General features: G+C 71.3%; 17 protein-coding genes. 10 read left to right on the plus strand and 7 right to left on the minus strand.

Annotation, left to right across the window (positions count from 1 at the left end; genetic code table 11):
- Positions 1-71: 71 nt before the first annotated feature.
- A complete protein-coding gene (locus FHY03_RS20920; RefSeq protein WP_260158637.1) occupies positions 72-194 on the minus strand; it encodes a hypothetical protein in 123 nt (40 codons plus the stop codon).
- Between the two features lie 88 nt (positions 195-282).
- On the opposite strand from FHY03_RS20920, the gene FHY03_RS04110 reads away from it, so the two are divergent.
- The 4 genes from FHY03_RS04110 to FHY03_RS04125 all read left to right on the plus strand — a co-directional run bounded on the left by FHY03_RS04110 (position 283) and on the right by FHY03_RS04125 (position 4166).
- Positions 283-1488, plus strand: coding sequence for a toxic anion resistance protein (locus FHY03_RS04110; RefSeq protein ID WP_183921970.1), 1206 nt, complete (start codon positions 283-285; stop codon positions 1486-1488).
- A complete protein-coding gene (locus FHY03_RS04115; protein ID WP_183921971.1) occupies positions 1485-2183 on the plus strand; it encodes a hypothetical protein in 699 nt (232 codons plus the stop codon). The genes FHY03_RS04110 and FHY03_RS04115 overlap by 4 nt, the downstream gene beginning before the upstream one ends.
- 464 nt (positions 2184-2647) lie before the next feature.
- Positions 2648-3262 (plus strand): opacity protein, encoded by a 615-nt coding sequence (locus FHY03_RS04120; protein ID WP_183921972.1) that lies wholly within the window; start codon positions 2648-2650, stop codon positions 3260-3262.
- Between the two features lie 199 nt (positions 3263-3461).
- Positions 3462-4166: a DUF2490 domain-containing protein gene (locus FHY03_RS04125; RefSeq protein WP_311721300.1), complete on the plus strand. Its 705-nt coding sequence runs from the start codon at positions 3462-3464 to the stop codon at positions 4164-4166.
- A gap of 201 nt (positions 4167-4367) precedes the next feature.
- On the opposite strand, the gene FHY03_RS04130 is transcribed toward FHY03_RS04125, so the two are convergent.
- Both FHY03_RS04130 and FHY03_RS04135 read right to left on the minus strand, forming a co-directional pair.
- Positions 4368-6149, minus strand: a complete 1782-nt coding sequence (locus tag FHY03_RS04130) for an ABC-F family ATP-binding cassette domain-containing protein (RefSeq protein ID WP_183928891.1) — start codon at positions 6147-6149, stop codon at positions 4368-4370.
- 63 nt (positions 6150-6212) lie between these two features.
- A complete protein-coding gene (locus tag FHY03_RS04135; RefSeq protein WP_183928893.1) occupies positions 6213-7148 on the minus strand; it encodes a DUF2726 domain-containing protein in 936 nt (311 codons plus the stop codon).
- A gap of 314 nt (positions 7149-7462) precedes the next feature.
- Between FHY03_RS04135 and FHY03_RS04140 the strand changes: the two genes are divergently transcribed.
- From FHY03_RS04140 to FHY03_RS04165, 6 genes are all read left to right on the plus strand, one after another.
- Entirely contained in the window at positions 7463-7918 is a 456-nt protein-coding gene (locus FHY03_RS04140; protein ID WP_183921975.1) for a copper chaperone PCu(A)C, read from the plus strand.
- A 114-nt stretch (positions 7919-8032) separates the two neighbouring features.
- Positions 8033-8488, plus strand: a complete 456-nt coding sequence (locus FHY03_RS04145) for a vgr related protein (RefSeq protein WP_183928895.1) — start codon at positions 8033-8035, stop codon at positions 8486-8488.
- Positions 8489-8782: 294 nt separating this feature from the next.
- Positions 8783-9682, plus strand: a complete 900-nt coding sequence (locus FHY03_RS04150) for a DUF6662 family protein (RefSeq protein WP_183928897.1) — start codon at positions 8783-8785, stop codon at positions 9680-9682.
- Between the two features lie 11 nt (positions 9683-9693).
- Positions 9694-10215: an FMN-binding protein gene (locus FHY03_RS04155; RefSeq protein WP_183928899.1), complete on the plus strand. Its 522-nt coding sequence runs from the start codon at positions 9694-9696 to the stop codon at positions 10213-10215.
- Positions 10202-10999, plus strand: coding sequence for an FAD:protein FMN transferase (locus FHY03_RS04160; RefSeq protein ID WP_183928901.1), 798 nt, complete (start codon positions 10202-10204; stop codon positions 10997-10999). Before FHY03_RS04155 ends, FHY03_RS04160 begins: the two co-directional genes overlap by 14 nt.
- A complete protein-coding gene (locus FHY03_RS04165) occupies positions 10996-11403 on the plus strand; it encodes a hypothetical protein (protein WP_183921979.1) in 408 nt (135 codons plus the stop codon). The genes FHY03_RS04160 and FHY03_RS04165 overlap by 4 nt, the downstream gene beginning before the upstream one ends.
- Positions 11404-11699: 296 nt before the next feature.
- Here the strand turns inward: FHY03_RS04165 and gorA are convergent, their stop codons facing one another.
- The 4 genes from gorA to tkt all read right to left on the minus strand — a co-directional run bounded on the left by gorA (position 11700) and on the right by tkt (position 17621).
- The gene (gene gorA, locus FHY03_RS04170; protein WP_183921980.1) at positions 11700-13049 is read right to left on the minus strand and encodes a glutathione-disulfide reductase; all 1350 of its coding nucleotides are present in this window, start codon (positions 13047-13049) and stop codon (positions 11700-11702) included.
- 264 nt (positions 13050-13313) lie between these two features.
- Complete coding sequence (locus tag FHY03_RS04175; RefSeq protein WP_183921981.1) at positions 13314-13697, minus strand: response regulator; 384 nt, start codon at positions 13695-13697, stop codon at positions 13314-13316.
- A gap of 514 nt (positions 13698-14211) precedes the next feature.
- Positions 14212-15321 carry a transaldolase gene (gene tal / locus FHY03_RS04180; protein WP_183928903.1) on the minus strand — a complete coding sequence of 370 codons (1110 nt, stop codon included), beginning with the start codon at positions 15319-15321 and terminating at the stop codon, positions 14212-14214.
- Between the two features lie 218 nt (positions 15322-15539).
- Positions 15540-17621 (minus strand): transketolase, encoded by a 2082-nt coding sequence (tkt, locus tag FHY03_RS04185; protein WP_183928905.1) that lies wholly within the window; start codon positions 17619-17621, stop codon positions 15540-15542.
- Positions 17622-17633: the final 12 nt, after the last annotated feature.

Genomic DNA, 17633 nt, shown 5'->3' on the forward strand with positions numbered 1-17633 from the left:
CGCGCATAGCCGAAAGTGAGCGCGGGCGCCAGCCTTCGCGCCCGCAGCATGGGGCGCCGGGGCCGGACGGGTCAGGCGAGCGCGGCGATCGGGGTGAGGTCGATGATATCGGAAGCGACGCCGGCCATCTCGCCGCTCTGCCGCTCGACGAGCGACATGGACCGGTCGACACCGCCACCCACACACCTCGACAAGCCCGCCGCACCGTCTTACATCCACAACACACTTGAACAGCGCGCGCCACCGCGAGACAACAGCGCGCGACGCACGAAGGAGACGAGCATGGCGACCTCCCCCGGTACCGACACCGAGCCGGCGCTGACGCTGACCCCGCCCGATCCCGTCCCCGCGGTCCCGAGCGAGCGCGCCGCGGGCCTCGTCCCAGTCGATCCCGGCACGCGCAGCGAGCTGGAAAAGCGCGTCGATGCCTTCGTCGACCAATTGCTCGCCGAGGACGTCAACTCGCCCGAGTTCGGCAAGCGCGTCGACGCGATCACCGCGATGGGACAGAAGGAGATCCGCGACGCCGCGGGCCAGTCCAACCGCTTCCTCGACCGCCCGGTGCGCGCGATGGACAAGGAGGCGGGCGTCGGCAAGGACCTCGCCGAGCTGCGCCGCACCGTCGAACAGCTCGATCCCGGCCGCCGCGGCAATCTCTCCAAGCCGCAGAAGCTGTTCGGGGTGATCCCGTTCGGCTCGAAGATGCGCGACTATTTCGACGGCTATAAGAGCAGCCAGACGCATATCGCCGCGATCCTGCGCAGCCTCGGGTCGGGCAAGGACGAGCTGCTGATGGACAATGCCGCGATCGACACCGAGCGCGCCAACCTCTGGGCGTCGATGGGGCGGCTCGAGCAGATGATCCACCTCGCGCGCGCGATGGACGCGCGGCTGGAGGACAAGGCCAACGAGCTCGACGCGACGGATCCGGCCAAGGCCAAGGCGATCCGCGAGACCGCGCTCTTCTACGCGCGCCAGCGCACGCAGGACCTGCTCACCCAGATGGCGGTGACGGTGCAGGGCTATCTCGCGCTCGACCTCGTCAAGAAGAACAACGTCGAGCTGATCAAGGGCGTCGACCGTGCCAGCACCACCACCGTGGCGGCGCTGCGCACCGCGGTGACGGTGGCGCAGGCGCTGACCAACCAGAAGCTGGTGCTGGAGCAGGTCACGCAGCTCAACGCCACCACCGCCGGGCTGATCGACTCGACCGGCAAGCTGCTGCGCCAGAACACCGCGGCGATCCACGAGCAGGCCGCGGCCTCGACCATCCCGCTGGAGACGCTGCAGCGCGCCTTCCAGAACATCTACGACACGATGGACGCGATCGACACGTTCAAGCTCAAGTCGCTCGACACGATGAAGAGCACGGTGGAGACGCTCGGGCGCGAGGTCGACAAGTCGCGCGGCTATATCGCGCGCGCCGAGGGCGCGGCGCGCAACAGCCTCGCCAGCCCGGCCGAGCAGTTCAAGCTGGAGGCGCTGTGACGCTGCCGCCGAGCCACGACACCGACGCCGCGATCGCGGGCGCGCGCGCCGCGGCGGACCGGGTGAGCGGGCGCGGCGTGCTGACGGTGCAGCGCCGTCCGCGGCGCGGGCGTGGGGGAGCGAAGGCGCGGCTGGCGCTGATCGCGGCGGTGAACGGCGCGATCCTGCTGGTGGCGGCGCTGCTCGGCGTCGGGCTGTTCGGCGGGGTGGCGGCGATCATGGTGATGCTGGCGGCGACGCTGGCGATCGCCTTCGCGCCGGCAACGCCGGTGCCGACGCCCGAGCGGCTGGCGCGCTCCGAACTCAAGGCGCTGCCGGCGCAGACCGCGCGCTGGCTCGACGCGCAGCGCCCCTCGCTGCCCGCGCCCGCGCTGGCGGTGGTCGACCGGATCGAGCAGCGGCTCGACACGCTCGGCGTCCAGCTCGCCGCGCTCGACGAGGGCTCCCCCGCCGCGGCCGACATGCGCCGGCTGATCGGCGAGCAGCTGCCGGACTTCGTGCGCGACTATGCGCGCGTCCCGCCGGCGCTGCGCGGCACCGCGCGCGGCGGCCGCACCCCCGACCAGCAGTTGGTGGAGGGACTCGGCGTGATCGAGCGCGAGCTGGCGGCGACGAGCGAGGAGCTCGCGCAAGGCGACCTCGACGCGCTCGCGACCAAGCGGCGCTATCTGGAGATCAAGTACGAGGCGGAGTGAGCGGAGCTGAGCGCGCCGATCGCTCCAGGCCGGTCGCGCCCTCCTTCTCCCATCGTCATCCCCGCCAAGGCGGGGATCCAGACGCGCGAACCTGTCGATAGAGGCACTACGTCAGCGCCTATGGATCCCCGCCTGCGCGGGGATGACGGCGGTGGGCTGAGCGGTCGCCGACTGGGCCAGGCACGACCCTCCGAGCCGCCACGCAGTCTCCCTCACACGCTCGCCCCATGCCCGCCACGACCGCGGCGCGCCCGCCGCATCGCCGCCCGATCTCCGCCACATTGGCGCGGTCGCGTTCATGTTTCCGACAGAAAGCGTGTCACTTCGGCCACACCTCGGGATCACGTCGCATCGCAGCACGATTTCGCAGCAACCAAGCCGAACGCGCGCGGTTCAGTGGGTCCCCGGTCCGGGCGCCTGCGGCGTCACACACCGGACAACGAAACTGATCTTGAGGAATCCGTATGCGTAAGCTCGTTCTTGCGGCCGTTGCCGCGTCCGCCGCGTTCGTCGCCACCCCCTCGCTGGCACAGGACGCCACCGCGACCGACACCAGCGCCCCGGTCGACAGCTCGACCGCACAGGCGCCCGACGGCAGCAAGGCGTTCGGCTTCGAGCCCTATGTCGCGGTGCGCGGCGGCTGGGAGGAGTTCCAGACCGACAGCGTCGCGGGTGCGCCGAACCGGAACAAGCTGAACGGCTCGCTGGTCGAGGGACTGGTCGGCGCCAACGTGCCGCTCGGCGCCTTCTTCGTCGGCGCCGAGGGCAACGTCGCCAAGGGCATCTCGGGCGACATCGACTGGCAGTATGGCGCCGCCGGCCGCTTCGGCCTGCGCGCCGGCGAGAGCGGCCTGATCTACGGCAAGGTCGGCTACCAGTGGGTCAATTTCGACAAGCGCGTGAACACCGACCGTGACTTCCACGACGTCACCTACGGCATCGGCTTCGAGGTTGGCCCGAAGGAGATTGGTCTCGGCGGCCTGACCGGCAACTCGGGCATCCGCCTGCGCGGCGAGGTCTCGACCTTCGGCTGGACCAACAGCTTCCGCCCGACGCTCGGCATCGTGGCGCACTTCTGATCCCGGCTCCGGTCGCGAAGGGAGCCTAGCGCGACCGACCGCACCAGTGGCGTCCCGTGCGGGGGAGAGCGAGGGCGGGGCCGGCGACGGCCTCGCCCTTTCCTGTGTTCCGCATCGGCGCAGCCGCGCGGCTCGCCTCTGGCAAGCGGGCGCCGGCGCGTGTAGCGCCGCGCGGCTCATCCGGGGAAGGAACGGTTCGGTGGTGCCATCTCGTCGCGCGGCGGTGCTGCTCTCGGCGCCGCTCGCCGCCCTGCTCTTCTGCGCCGCGCCCGCCGCCGCGCAGGTCGAGGACCGCCAATTGTGGGAGCAGGTCAACCTCGTCGTGCCGCTCACCCCCGAGGTGCGCGTCACGCTCGAGCAGATCGGCCGCTGGGGCGACCGCATCGAGGGTCTGACCCAGACCGAGGTCGGCGGACTGCTCGGCTACAAGCTCAGCTCCGCGATCGAGCTGGGCATCGGCTACCGCTACGTCGGGCTGTACAGCGCCTCCGGGCCGACGGTGCACGAGAACCGGCTGCGCCAGCAGGTGGTGCTGACCCGCGGGCGGCTGCTCGGGCGCCTGCGCGTCGACGAGCGCTTCAATCCCGGCGGCAGCGAGATCGGTGTCCGCGTCCGTCCGCTGGCACGCTACAATCACCCGCTGGGATCGCGCGGCTACGCGCTCTACGCCAGCCACGAGAGCTTCATCGTCCCCAACAGCACCGCCTGGGGCCAGCGCTCGGGCTATGAGCGGATGCGCAACATGGCGGGCGTGACCCTGCCCTTCGTCGGCCGCAAGGTGATGCTCGATATCGGCTATCTCAACCAGTACCGCTTCGGGCTGGGCGGCGCGCGGCCGCAGATGGAACATGCGCTGAGCCTGCAGCTGACCATCAACGCGCTCGGCCCGATCCTGCACGACTGAGGCGGTAGGGATGGCGGTGACGGCGTGCAACTCGTCCTCCCCTGGAAGGGAAGGTGGCAGCGCGTCAGCGCTGACGGAGGGGTGTCGCCAGTCGTGAGTCCGCCGACCCTAACCAGCCGGGTCACCCCTCCGTCAGGCCTGCGGCCTGCCACCTCCCCTTATAGGAGAGGATCGAGTCGCCCGCCCCTCGCGCGCCTCCCCTCACCCTTCCACCTTCTCCGCCAGCTCGAGCCAGCGCAGCTCGGCCGCCTCCTTCTCGTCGCGCAGCGCGGCAATGCCCTTGCTCAGCCGGTCGAACGCGGCCGCATCGCGGGCGTACAGCCCCGGATCGGCCATCGCGGCCTCGTCGCGCGCGATCGTAGCGTCGATCTCCTCGATGCGCCTGGGCAGCAGCTCATAGTCGCGCTGATCCTTGTAGCTGAGCTTGGTGCGCGCCGGCGGCGCGGCCGGCGGTGGCGCGGCCGCCGCTTTCGCCGCGGGCCTGCGCGCCGCCTCGACGCGCGGGCGCCGTTGCCGCTCCCAATCCTCGTATCCGCCCGCGACCACGTCGACATGGCCCGAGCCGTCGAGCCCCAGCGTCACCGTCACGGTGCGGTCGAGGAAGTCGCGGTCGTGGCTGACGATCAGCACCGTGCCCTCGTAATCCGCGATCACTTCCTGGAGCAGGTCGAGCGTCTCGAGGTCGAGGTCGTTGGTCGGCTCGTCGAGCACCAGCAGGTTGGAGCGCCGCGCGAACTCGCGCGCCAGCAGCAGCCGCGAGCGCTCGCCGCCCGAGAGCGTGCCGACCTTCGCCTCGGCCAGCGAGGGATCGAACAGGAACTCCTTGAGATAGCCGTGGAGGTGCTTGCGCGTGCCGAGCACGTCGATCCACTCGCCGCCGTCGGCGACGACGTCGCGCACGGTCTTCTCGGGCGCCATCAGGCTGCGCTGCTGGTCGATGACGATGCCGTCGAGCGTCTTGGCACGCCGGATCGTGCCCTCGTCCGGCGCGATCTCGCCGGTGAGCAGCCGCAGCAGCGTCGTCTTGCCCGCGCCGTTGCGCCCGACGATGCCGATCCGGTCGCCGCGCGCGACGCGCAAATTGAGGTCGCGGATGATCGGACGCTCGCCGTAGCTCTTCGAGACGTGCTCGACGTCGATCACCACCTTGGTCTTCACGTCGTCGCTCGCGATCGACAGCGCGGCGGCGCCCTGCGGACCGGTCATCGCGGCGCGCTCGGCGCGCATCTCCTTGAGCTTGGCGAGCCGGCCCTGGTTGCGCCGGCGCCGCCCGGTGACGCCGCGCTGGAGCCAATGCTCCTCGATCTTGAGCTTGGCGTCGAGCCGCGCGGCGTTGCGCTCCTCCTCGGCATAGACCTGCTCGGTCCACGCCTCGAAGCCGCCGAAGCCGACCTCCGCGCGGCGCAGCTCGCCGCGGTCGAGCCACAGGGTCTGGCGCGTCAGCCGGGTGAGGAAGGTGCGGTCGTGGCTGATGACGACGAAGGCGCCCTTGAAGCGCTTGAGCCAGTCCTCGAGCCACTCGATCGCGGCGACGTCGAGGTGGTTGGTCGGCTCGTCGAGCAGCAGCACGTCGGGGTCGAGCGCGAGCGCGCGCACGATCGCGGCGCGGCGGCGCTCGCCGCCCGAGGCGGACTGCGCCTCGCGTGTGAGGTCGATGCCGAGCTGCCCCGCGATCGCCTCGGCCTCATAGGGCTGCGGCGGGTGCTCGCCGGAGAGGACGTAATCGGCCAGGGTGGCGAAGCCGGCGAGGTCCGGGTCCTGCTCGAGCATCACCACCTTGGTGCCCGGCACGATCGTGCGGCGGCCCTCGTCGCTGTCGATCGCGCCGGCGATCAGCTTGAGCAACGTAGACTTGCCGGCGCCGTTGCGCCCGATCAGCGCGAGCCGGTCGCGCTCGCCGATGAACAGGTCGAGGTGGCGGAACAGCCAGCCGGCGCCCTGCACCAGCCCGAGGTCTTCGTAGGAGAGGATGGGTGCGGCCATCGCGCGGACCTAGGTGGCGGGGGCGCGGCTGGCAATGGCGGGGGCGCGGCGGGGCGCGAGCGATCAACGTCGCGGCGCGCCTGATCCGCCGCGATCGGCGCGATCGGCGCGATCGGCGCGATCGTCGAGGATCCTGGCGAGCTCCTGCTCCAGCGCGGCAAGGACGGCCCCTCGATGGTCCTCGTCGTACGTCTCCACCAGGCCGATGCCGGCGCGGTCAAGGGCAAGCCGCTTGACGCGGTCGCGGTCTTCCGCGTCGCCCTGGAAATGACCCTTGCCCTGATGCTCCACGGCGATGAGGGGCCGCCAGTCCTCGCCGCAGATCAGCAGGTCGACCCGCTTGCTGTTGAACGATCGGAAGGCTCTCCCGCTGTGATCGCCCCACTCGGTGCCGATGAATTCACCCATGTTGACCTGCGGACAGACCTTCATGCCGCGTCCTCGGACGAAGTCGAGACAGGCCCAGAACTGTCGTCCCTCTCCGTCGTTTAGCAGCGGCTTCGGGTGGAGCCTGGTTCCGCCGATGAAGCGCAGCTGGTTCTCCGTGTCCTGCACGCTATTCGCCTGCGCCTGCTCGCGGCGGTGCTCCCACTCGGTCAGCGTCTGCCGCGCCGCGTCGCGCTCGACCCACAGCGCGGCGGCCCTGCTTCGCTCGGCGGTGAGGCTCGTCTCGAGCTCGGCGACCCGCCTCCGCCACTCTCGATCCGCGAGCAGCAGGCGGCGGCGGTCGCGGTGGCTGTGAAACCAGCCCGCGGCCGCGCCGACGACCGACAGCAGCGCCGCGACCAGCCCACCGCGCATCATGGCCGGTGTGATCGCCCCGACGATCGGGAGAGAGGCCGTCGCGGCGACGGGAACGGAAACAGGAACGGAAGGGGTCGGCCGGGTCACCGGCGCTGTCCGATGATGAGCGGGGCGGTGCGTGCCGCGTCTGTGATGCCGCCTGGCTTCCGCCCCGCTCGCCGCGCCGGAAAGGAGAAGCGCGAGCAGCGCCATCATCAGGGGTCGTCCGACGGCTACCATACGGGGCACGTTCCTGTGGCGGTCGCGCCGCAGGGCGCGGGCGAGAGGCGGACGAGGCGCGCACCACGACTGCGCGGACGACGGTCGCACGGCGCTTCCTTCATCATAGGGTCACTCTGGGATGTTTTCGGCGCCCTGTGCAACTCGCGTCCGGCAGCCGCGCCCGGGAGGAAGCCCGACCCACCATCGCGGCGCGTGGCGCGGGCAAGGGCCATGGAGTGGTGCACCCCGCGGTCCGCCGTTGCCCCGCTCGCTCGGTGCACCTACACCGCTGGAAAGGAGACGCTCACGTGACCGCACGCCGATGGACCTTCGCCGCGCCGCTGCTCGCGGCCGGGTCGCTCGCCGCCTGCTCGGCGCAGCCGAGCGCACCGGTAGCGGGAGACGCCTATGTCCGGCTCGCGGCGGTGCCGGGGCGGCCGGCGGCGGGCTATTTCCTGCTCCACGGTGGCGCGAAGGATAGCACGCTGGTGCAGGTCGAGGCGCCGGGCGGCGCGCGCGCCGAGCTCCACACCAGCCGGATGACCGGCAACGGCATGGCGACGATGGACTCGCTGCCGAGCGTGCGCGTGCCCGCGCGCGGCAGCGTCGCCTTCGCACCCGGCGCGCAGCACGTCATGCTGTTCGGCCTGCCCGCCAGCGTCGCGCCCGGCGGCACGCTGCCGCTGACGCTTCGCTTCGCCGACGGCAGCGCGGTGCGCGCCGACGCGCGCGTGATCGCGGCGGGCGATGCCGTGCCGGAGTGAGCCGCGGTGCGCGGTGCGGCGGAGTTGGCGAGGGCGGCCGCGGCATCGTCCGCCGGGGCACGAAACGGGGCGGAGCGCGCCTCCCTTTCTCCGCCTCGCCCGTTTGACCCGCACATGACCCGCCCGCTCACCCCCGGCGAGATCGATCTCGCGCGCTCGGTCTACGGCGACGCGATCGATTATGCGCCGGTGCGGCTGGCGCGTCGGAAATGGGCGTTCTTCCAGCCGCGCGACGTGGTGATGGCACCGCGCGGCACGATCCACTTCCACCCCGCGGGCGAGCTGTGGCGCGAGGATTTCGCCGCCGCGCCGCTGGGGCTGCAGGGGTTGTTCGTCCACGAGCTGTGCCACGTCTGGCAGCACCAGCGCGGCGTGTGCCTGCCGCTCGCGCGCCATCCGTTCTGCCGCTACCATTACACCATCCACCCCGGCTGGCCGCTCGAGCGCTACGGGCTGGAGCAGCAGGCCGAGATCGTCCGCCACGCCTTCCTGCTGCGCCGCGGCGCCACCGTCGCGGGCGCACCCGAGCTGGCGCGCTACGAGACGATCCTGCCATTCGGCACGGGGTGAAGGGGCAAGCGCAATTCCTCCCCGCTCGTGGGGAGGGGGACCATCGCGGAGCGATGGTGGAGGGGGGCTTCCGCAGGCGCCGCGCTGAGTTATTGCACTGGCGATTGTCCCGCCCGCGGAGAGCCCCCTCCACCACCGGCCTGCGGCCGGCGGTCCCCCTCCCCGCCATGCGGGGAGGATTTGCCAGCACCCCCGCCCCCCTCCCCACCGCGGGTCACCCGTCGCTTGTGACCGCGCCCGACCCCCGCCTACATGCGAGCCGATCGCAAGAACCGACACGGGGGAACCATCCGTATGACATCTCACGCGCGCGCGCTCGGCGTTGCGCTGCTCGCCGGCGCGTGCCTCGCCGCCGCGCCGGCCCGCGCCGGCGAGGGCATGTTCTCGCGGCTCTACACCACCGATCTCACGCCGCAGGGCCATGTCGAGGTCGAGCAGGTGGTGCGCGAGCGCGCCGGCCGCCGCTTCGGCCATTATGACGCCACCGATTTCCGCAGCGAGCTGGAAGTCGGCGTCACCGACGATCTTCAGGCCTCGCTCTACGTCAACTCCAACCGGATGCACGCCACCGGCGCGCCCGACGACGACGACCCGAGCGCCGACGCCGGCTTCACGCGCCACCGCTTCTCGCCGCAGAGCGTCTCGGCCGAGTTCGTCTATCGCGCGCTCAGCCCGTACAAGAACAAGGGCGGCTGGGGGCTCGCGCTCTACATCGAGCCCGAGTACGACTTCCACGATCTCCACAACGGGCTGCGCTACGCGCCGGGCACGTTCGAGCTGGAGACGCGCGCGATCGTGCAGAAGAACTTCGCCGAGGACCGCGTGATCGTCGCGTACAACCTCGTGCTCGAGGCCGAGTCGATCCGCTTCGCCGGGCGCGACGACACCAACAGCGAGCTCGACTGGAACAACGAGCTGGGCGTCACCACGCGCGTCGCGCCCAAGGTCTACCTCGGGCTCGAGGGGCGCAACCACAACGAATACGGCAATTTCATCCACCACGAGCATTCGGTCTACTGGGTCGGGCCGACGCTCCACCTCGCCGGGCAGCACGGCTGGGCGACGCTCGGCTGGCTGCACCAGGTCGCGGGCGATCCCGGCTATGACGAGGACGGTCGCGACATCGGCCGCCACCTCTTCCTGCGCAGCCACGAGCGCGACGAGGTGACGCTCAAATACGGCATCCCCTTCTGAGGCCCGCTCGGATGCGCTGCCGCTTCGTCCTGCTCGCCGCCGCGCCGGTGCTGGCGAGCCCGGCCTGGGCGACCACCTACATGACGGTCGACCAGGCCAAGGCCGCGCTCTTCCCCGGCGTGGCGCTGGTGCGCGACGACCGTGAGCTCACCGACGCGCAGGCGGCGGCGATCCGCGCGCGCTCGGGGGTGAGCGTCCACGCGCGCACGGTGCACAGCTGGCGCGCGCCCGACGGGGCGCGGCTGATCGTCGACCAGGTGCTGGGCAAGCACGAGAACATCACGCTCGCGCTCGCGCTCGACCCCGCCGGCGCGGTGCGCGCGCTCGAGATCCTCGACTATCGCGAGAGTTACGGAGGAAAGGTGCGCGACCCGGCGTGGCGCGCGCAGTTCACTGGCAAGCGCGACGGCGCGCCGCTCGCGCTGGGGCAGGACATTCGCAACAACTCGGGCGGTACGCTCTCGGCGCGCCACGTCGCCGACGGCGTGCGCCGCCTGCTCGCCACCGACCGGATCGTCTTTGCGCCGCATTGAGCGCGCCCGTCCGCTGCTCGGCACGCTCGTCGCGGTGCGTGCAGAGGGGACGGGCGAGCTGGAGCGCGCGGTCGAGTCCGCCTTCGCCGCGATCACCGAGGTGGAGACGCGGCTCAGCGCCTTTCGCGACGACAGCGACCTCGCCGCGGTGGCGCGGCTCGGCGCGGGCGAGCGCGTGCCGGTCGATCCGCTCACCGCGCGCTGCCTGTGGCTCGCGCTGGCGCTGGCGCGCGCGAGCGACGGCGCGTTCGACCCGGTCGTACCCGCGCCGGCGGGGGCGCCGCGCGCGGCGTCGTGGCGCGACCTCCACCTGGCGCGCGGCGCGGTGGCGGTGGCGCGGCCGCTGCGGCTCGACCTCGGCGGGATCGCCAAGGGCTTCGCGGTCGATCGCGCGATCGCCGCGCTGCGCCGCGCCGGCGTGGCGGCGGCCACGGTCAACGCCGGCGGCGACCTGCGCAGCTACGGGTCGGACGAGTGGGTCGCGCTCGCGCCGCGCCACGCCGCGCCGCCGGTCGCGGTGCTGATCGCCGACGGCGCGCTCGCCAGCAGCGACGTCGCCGCCGCGACCGCGGACTGCGGCGCGCCGCAGCACCGCGACCCTACGAGCGGCGCGCCGCTGCCTCGCGGTTTCGCCAGCGTCGCCGCGCCGCGCTGCGCCGTGGCGGACGCGCTGACGAAGGTGGTGCTGGCCCGCGGCACCGCGGCGGGTCCGCTGGTGGCGCGGCTGCGCGCGCGCGCCTTCCTCCACCGCCCCGGCCGCGCGTGGCAGGAGATCGTGGCGTGACGCGCGGGCTGCGCCGGGTCGCGCAGGCAGTGCTGCTGAGCGTGTGGGCGAGCGGCGCGGCGTGGCTGGTGCTGCACCATTGGGGCCAGCGCGCCGGCGAGTTCGGACCCGAGCCGAGCGCCGCCGAGCCCTGGGCGCTGCGCGTGCACGGCGTGGCGGCGACCGCGACGGTGGCGCTGCTGGGGCTGCTCTACGGCCTCCACGTCGCACCGGGCTGGCGCGCGCGGCGGCGGCGCTGGTCGGGCGGTGCGCTGTTCGGCACCGGGGTCGCGCTCGCGCTCAGCGGCGACCTGCTCTATTATCTCGCCGACGAGGACTCGCGCGCGGCGGTGGCGCTGGCGCACTGGGCGGTCGGGCTGGCCGCGCTGCCGCTCTTCCTGGCGCATCGGCGGCGGCGGGGATGAGGTTCGTGCGGCGGCACGGAAGCCGCGCGATCGCGCCCGGCGTCCTCCTGGATGCGGCGACCGGAGAAGCTGTTCGCCCCCCGTTCGTACTGAGGAGCCGCTGAGCCCGTCGAAGCGGCGTCTCGAAGCACCCCGCCGCTACCGGCAAGCGTGGTTCAAGACGAGGCTTCAGCAAGCTCAGCCGCTCCTCGGCGCAAACGGCACGGGGCAAGCGGGTATGTCGTCTCCGGCATCACGTGCCGCGCTCGCCCGCCTCATGCCCGAGCGTCACGTCGCCATCGCAACATACCGCCCCCTCACCGCAGCAGCACCAGCTCCTCCGCCATGGTCGGGTGGAGCGCCACGGTGGCGTCGAACTGCGCCTTGGTCAGCCCCGCCTTCACCGCCACCGCGGCGGCCTGGATGATCTCGGGCACGTCCGGCCCGATCATGTGGATGCCGACGACGCGGTCGGTCTCGCCGTCGCACACCATCTTGTAGAGCGCGCGCTCGTCGCGCCCCGCCAGCACGTTCTTCATCGGGCGGAAGTCCGACGAATAGACCTTCACCGAGCCGAGCTGCTGCCGCGCCTGGCTCTCGGTCAGCCCCACGCCCGCGATCGGGGGGTGGCTGAACACCGCCGAGGGGACGCAGTCGTAGTCGACCCGCGTGTCCTTGCCGCCGTACATCCGGTCGGCGAAGGCCTGACCCTCGCGGATCGCGATCGGCGTGAGCTGGATGCGGTTGGTCACGTCGCCCACCGCGAAGATCGAGGGGCAGGTCGAGCGATTGTCGTCGTCGACCTTCACCGCGCCCTGCTCGTCGAGCTCGACGCCCGCGCTCTCCAGCCCCAGCCCGGCAGTGTTGGGACGGCGCCCGGTGGCGAACATGACGAGGTCGACGATCGCGGGCTCGTGCCCGCTCATGCTGACCTTGAGACAGCCGTCGTCCATCTTCTCGATCCCCTCGAAGGTGGCGTCGAAGCGGAACTCCAGCCCCTTCGTCATGCTGATCTGGAGCAGCCGGTCGCGGATCTGCAGGTCGTAGCCGCGCAGGATCTCCTTGGTGCGGTTCATCAGGATGACGTGCGCACCGAACTGGTGGAAGATGCCCGCGAACTCGTTGGCGATATAGCCCGCGCCCGCGATCAGCACGCGCCTGGGCACCGAATCGAGGTGGAACGCCTCGTTGGAGGTGATGCCGTGCTCGTGGCCGGGGCAGGAGGGCACCGCGGGATGCGCGCCGACCGCGATCAGGATCGTCTTCGCCGTGCGCGTGGTGCCGTCGCCGAGCGTCACCTCGTTGGGGCCGGAGACGGTGGCGCGCTGGTGGATGATCTCGGCGCCCGCGTTCTCCAGCGTGTGGGTATAGGCGCCGTTGATACGATCCACCTCGCGCAGCACGTTGTCGCGCAGCCGCTGCCAGTCGAACGCGCAGTCGCTCGGCACGTCCCAGCCGAAGTGGCGCGCGTCGCGCAGGTCCTCGGCGAAATGCGCGCCGTAGACGAGCAGCTTCTTGGGCACGCAGCCGCGGATCACGCAGGTACCGCCGACGCGATATTCCTCCGCCACCGCGACCCTGGCGCCGTGCGCGGCGGCGACGCGCGCCGCGCGGGTGCCGCCCGAGCCGGCGCCGATGACGAAGAGGTCGTAATCGTAGTCGGGCATAAGCGGGCGGCTCCGTGGACGCGGGAGAACGTGTGCGCGCGCCGGGGCGTCGAGACGGCGCGCTGCGGTCCCGGCGCTGCTAAACGCCGGCCCCACCAAGCTCAACCGTGCTCCTGCGCACGCAGGAGCCCAAGGTCACGGAACGAGATGCTCGCGGCTCCGGCCTCCTGCGTGTGCAGGAGCACATCAGCGATCCGATAACCATCTGCCGAGCTTGATGCGCGTCAGATGGGGTCGCGCGCCGGCTGGGGAAAGGGGGCGCGCTCAGCACATCCCCGGGCTGAGCAGCTCGCTGAGCTCGCGTTGCAGCCGCGCCATGGTGAAGGGCTTGCCGATGAAGCGGTCGGCGGCGCGGGTCTCGAGATGGTCGTCGCCGACGAAGCCCGACATCACGATCGTGCGCGCGTCCGGCAGCAGCGCGAGCACGCGACGCACCAGCCCGAAACCGTCGATCGTGCCGGGCATGCGCACGTCGGTGAGCAGCACGTCGAAATGCACCCCCTCGCTGATCATGTCATAGGCCTCGTCGCCCGAGGCAGCGGTGTGGACGCTGTAGCCGGTGCTCTGGAGTTGCTCGCACACGGTGCTGCGCACCAGCGGCTCGTCGTCCACCACCAGGATCACTGGCGTGCGCTGGTCATCAGACATCCCGTGCAAAGTCCCGTGCGACACCGTTCATCGTATAAAGTCATCCACTCGACGATGTCTTGCCGCTGGCTCGACGCGTGTCAAGGCGGGACAGGAGCGCTGCCGCTCCGAACTTGACGCGACGGTAATTTACAAGCGCGGGTGTGGCGCGGAGTCCGCAGTTCTGACGGCGGCGGGCGGGGGTGGGGCCGCTGGCGTGGGGCGGCCGCGGCGGAGACCGAGGGCTTGGGGGTGCGCAGCCGATGTGAGTGATTCGGGGGATGCGTCGTCGCCCGCACCTCGTCATCCCTGCACAGGCAGAAATCCAGACGCGCGGACCTGGCGATAGAGCCGAGACGTCAGCGCGTCTGGACCCCTGCCGCCGCGGGGATGACGGGAATAGGTGAGGCAGCGGAGCGAAGGGCACGGACGCGCGAGCCTCTGCCAGGCGCTCGCCCGCAATGTGCCGTGATCCGGAGCGGAGCGCCGGCCACGCCCGCCGCCGCCGCCGCTCCCCTGCCGGCTCACCCCGGCATCACGCCGCGGCGGGCTGCTTCGACTTGATCACCGCGAGCAGGTCGTCGAACGACTTGGAGAAGCTCGCCACGCCCTCGTCGACCAGCTCCTTGGTCACCGCGTCGAGGTCGAGACCGAGCCGCGCCTGCTCCGCGATCACGTGGCGCGCGTCCTCGACGTCCCGCTGGAGCGTCGGCGCCACCGTGCCATGGTCGCGAAAGGCGTCCATCGTCTTGGGTGGCATGGTGTTGACCGTGTCGGGCCCGATCAGCTGGTCGACGTAGAGCGTGTCGGGATAGTCCGGGTTCTTGGTACCGGTCGAGGCCCAGAGCAGCCGCTGCGGGCGCGCGCCCTTCGCCGCCAGCTTCTGCCAGCGGTCGGAGGCGATGAACTCCTCGTACCAGGCATAGGCCAGCTTGGCGTTGGCGATCGCGACCTTGCCCTTGAGCGCCTTGGCCTCCTCGCCGCCGACCCCCGCATCGATCTTGTCGTCGATCTTGCTGTCGATGCGGCTGACGAAGAAGCTGGCGACGCTGGCGATCTTGTCGATCGACAGGCCCTTGCTCACGCGCTCCTCGAGGCCCTCGACATAGGCGTGCGCGACCTGCTTGTACGCCTCGACGCCGAACAGCAGCGTCACGTTGACGTTGATGCCCTTGGCGATCGTGTCGCGGATCGCGCGGACGCCGTCGTCGGTGCCGGGGATCTTGATCATCAGGTTGGGGCGGTCGACCGCCTGCCACAGCCGCTCGGCCTCCTCGGCGGTCTCGGGGCCCTTGAGCGCGAGATAGGGCGAGACCTCGAGGCTGACATAGCCGTCCGCCGCGTCGAGCCGCTGGTAGACCGGCAGCAGCGTGTCGCACGCCGCCTGGATGTCCTTGATCGCCTGCGCCTCGTAGCGCGCCATCGGCTCGGCGCCGGGGTTGGCGCGATCGAACGCGGCGAAGCCCTCGTCATAGGCGTCGCCCGCGCCCATCGCCTTCTCGAAGATCGTCGGGTTGGAGGTGACGCCGGTCAGGCCGTCCTCGTCGACCAGCTTCTGCAGCCCGCCCTGCGCGAGGAACTTGCGGTCGACGAAGTCGAGCCACACCGCGGTGCCCGCCTTGCTGAGGTCCTGTAGCTTGCTCATTCGCCTTCCTCCATCTCGTCGCGCGTCCCGCCGATATAGGGGCGGCGGGGGCGTAGAATAAGCCTGTGCGGGGCGCGGGGCTTCTATCGCCGCGGTGAGCGCCCGCGCCGCCCTCCCGCCCTCTCGTCATTCCATTCTCACGTCATCCCCGCGGAGGCGGGGATGACGGACGTGCGCGGTCGCCGGCACGACGGCCGCCCGCTCGCCGCCCCTGCGGACTACCGCCCCATCGCCTCCTTGGCGACCTTGACGACATTCTCGACGGTGAAGCCGTACTTGTCCTGCAGCTTCGCCAGCGGGGCCGAGGCGCCGAAGGTCGACATGGTGATCTGCCGCCCCTCGAAGCCGACATAACGGTCCCAGCCGAGCGAGCCCGCCATCTCGATCGCGACGCGCGCGGTCACCGCCTTGGGCAGCACGCTCTCCTTGTAGGCGGCGTCCTGGCGCTCGTAGCGGAACCAGCTCGGCATCGAGACGACGCGCGCCTTCACGCCCTCGCCGACGAGCTGCTCATAGGCCGCCACCGCGAGCCCCACTTCCGAGCCGGTCGCGATCAGGATCACGTCGGGCACGCCGCCCTCGGCCGCGTCGGCCAGCACATAGGCGCCCTGCTCGATCCCGTCCGCGCTCGCGTACTTCGAGCGGTCGAGCGTCGGCAGCGCCTGGCGCGACAGCACCAGCGCGGTCGGGTGGTCGGCCGACTTCATCACCGCGCGCCACGCCGCCGCCACCTCGTTGGCGTCGCCCGGGCGGATCGTGTCGAGCCCCGGGATCGCGCGCATCGTCGCGAGATGCTCGATCGGCTGGTGGGTCGGCCCGTCCTCGCCGACGCCGATCGAATCGTGCGTGAAGACGTAGACCGCGCCGATCTCCATGATTGCCGCCAGCCGCACCGGCGCGCGCATGTAATCGAGGAACACCAGGAAGGTGGAGCCGTAGGCGCGCAGGTGCGACAGCGCCATGCCGTTGACCACCGCGCCCATCGCATGCTCGCGCACGCCGAAGTGGAAGTTCGTCCCGCCGTAATTGTTCGCCTCGAACGAGGGCGCGCCCTTCACGTCGGTCTTGGTCGAGGGGGCGAGGTCGGCCGAGCCGCCGACCAGCCACGGCACCTTCTTGACGATCGCGTTGAGCACCTTGCCGCCCGCGTCGCGGCTCGCCACGCCCTTGGCGTCGGCGTCGAAGGTCGGGATCTCGCTGTCCCAGCCGTCGGGCAGTTCGTCCTTGAGCAGCAGGTCGAGCTCGCCCGCCTGCTCGGGGAACTCGGCGCGATAGCGGTCGAACAGCGCGACCCACTCGTCGCGCGCCGTGCCGCCGCGTGACGCCACCGCCTCGCCGAACGCCTCCTTGACGCCCGCGGGGACGTAGAAGTCCTTGTCGACCGGCCAGCCATAGGCCTCCTTGGTCTTGGCGACATTCTCGGCGCCGAGCGGCTCGCCGTGCGCCTTCTCGGTGCCGGCGCGCGGGCTGCCCCAGCCGATCACCGAGTGGACGACGATGAAGGTCGGCCGGTCGTCCGTCTTCTTGAACGTCTCGATCGCGGCCGACAAAGCGCCGACGTCATTGGCGTCGTCGACGTGGATCACGTTCCAGCCATAGGCCTGGAAGCGCGCGCCGACGTCCTCGTCGAACGCCAGATCGGTGCCGCCCTCGATCGAGATATGGTTGCTGTCGTAGATCCAGCACAGGTTGCTGAGCTTGAGATGCCCCGCGAGGCTCGCCGCCTCGGCCGCGACGCCCTCCATCATGTCGCCGTCGCCGCAGAGCGCGTAGACGTCATGCGAGAACAGGTCATAGCCCGGGCGGTTGTAGCGCGCCGCGAGCCAGCGCTCGGCGATCGCCATGCCGACCGAATTGCCGCAGCCCGCGCCGAGCGGGCCGGTGGTGGTCTCCACGCCGGTGGTGTGGCGATACTCCGGGTGGCCCGGCGTCTTGGAGTTGAGCTGGCGGAACTGCTCGATGTCCTCGAGGCTCACCGCGGGCTTGCCGCTCTTCTGCCCGTCCGCGTCGATCTCCTCGACCCCGGCGAGATACAGCAGCGAGTAGAGCAGCATCGAGGCGTGGCCGACCGACAGCACGAAGCGGTCGCGGTTGGGCCAGTCGGCGTGGCGCGGGTCGTAGCGGAGGAACTGGGTCCACAGCGTCCAGCCCACCGGGGCGAGCGCCATCGGCGTGCCGGGGTGGCCCGAGTTGGCCTTCTGGACCGCGTCCATCGACAGGGTGCGGATCGTGTCGATTTGGAGCCGCTCGGGGCTGCCGTCCTCGTGGACGTCCGCGTTGATGGTAGCGGTATCAGTCATGTCAGCCCCTCG

The sequence above is a fragment of the Sphingomonas sp. BK345 genome (assembly GCF_014193845.1).
Taxonomy (GTDB): domain Bacteria; phylum Pseudomonadota; class Alphaproteobacteria; order Sphingomonadales; family Sphingomonadaceae; genus Sphingomonas.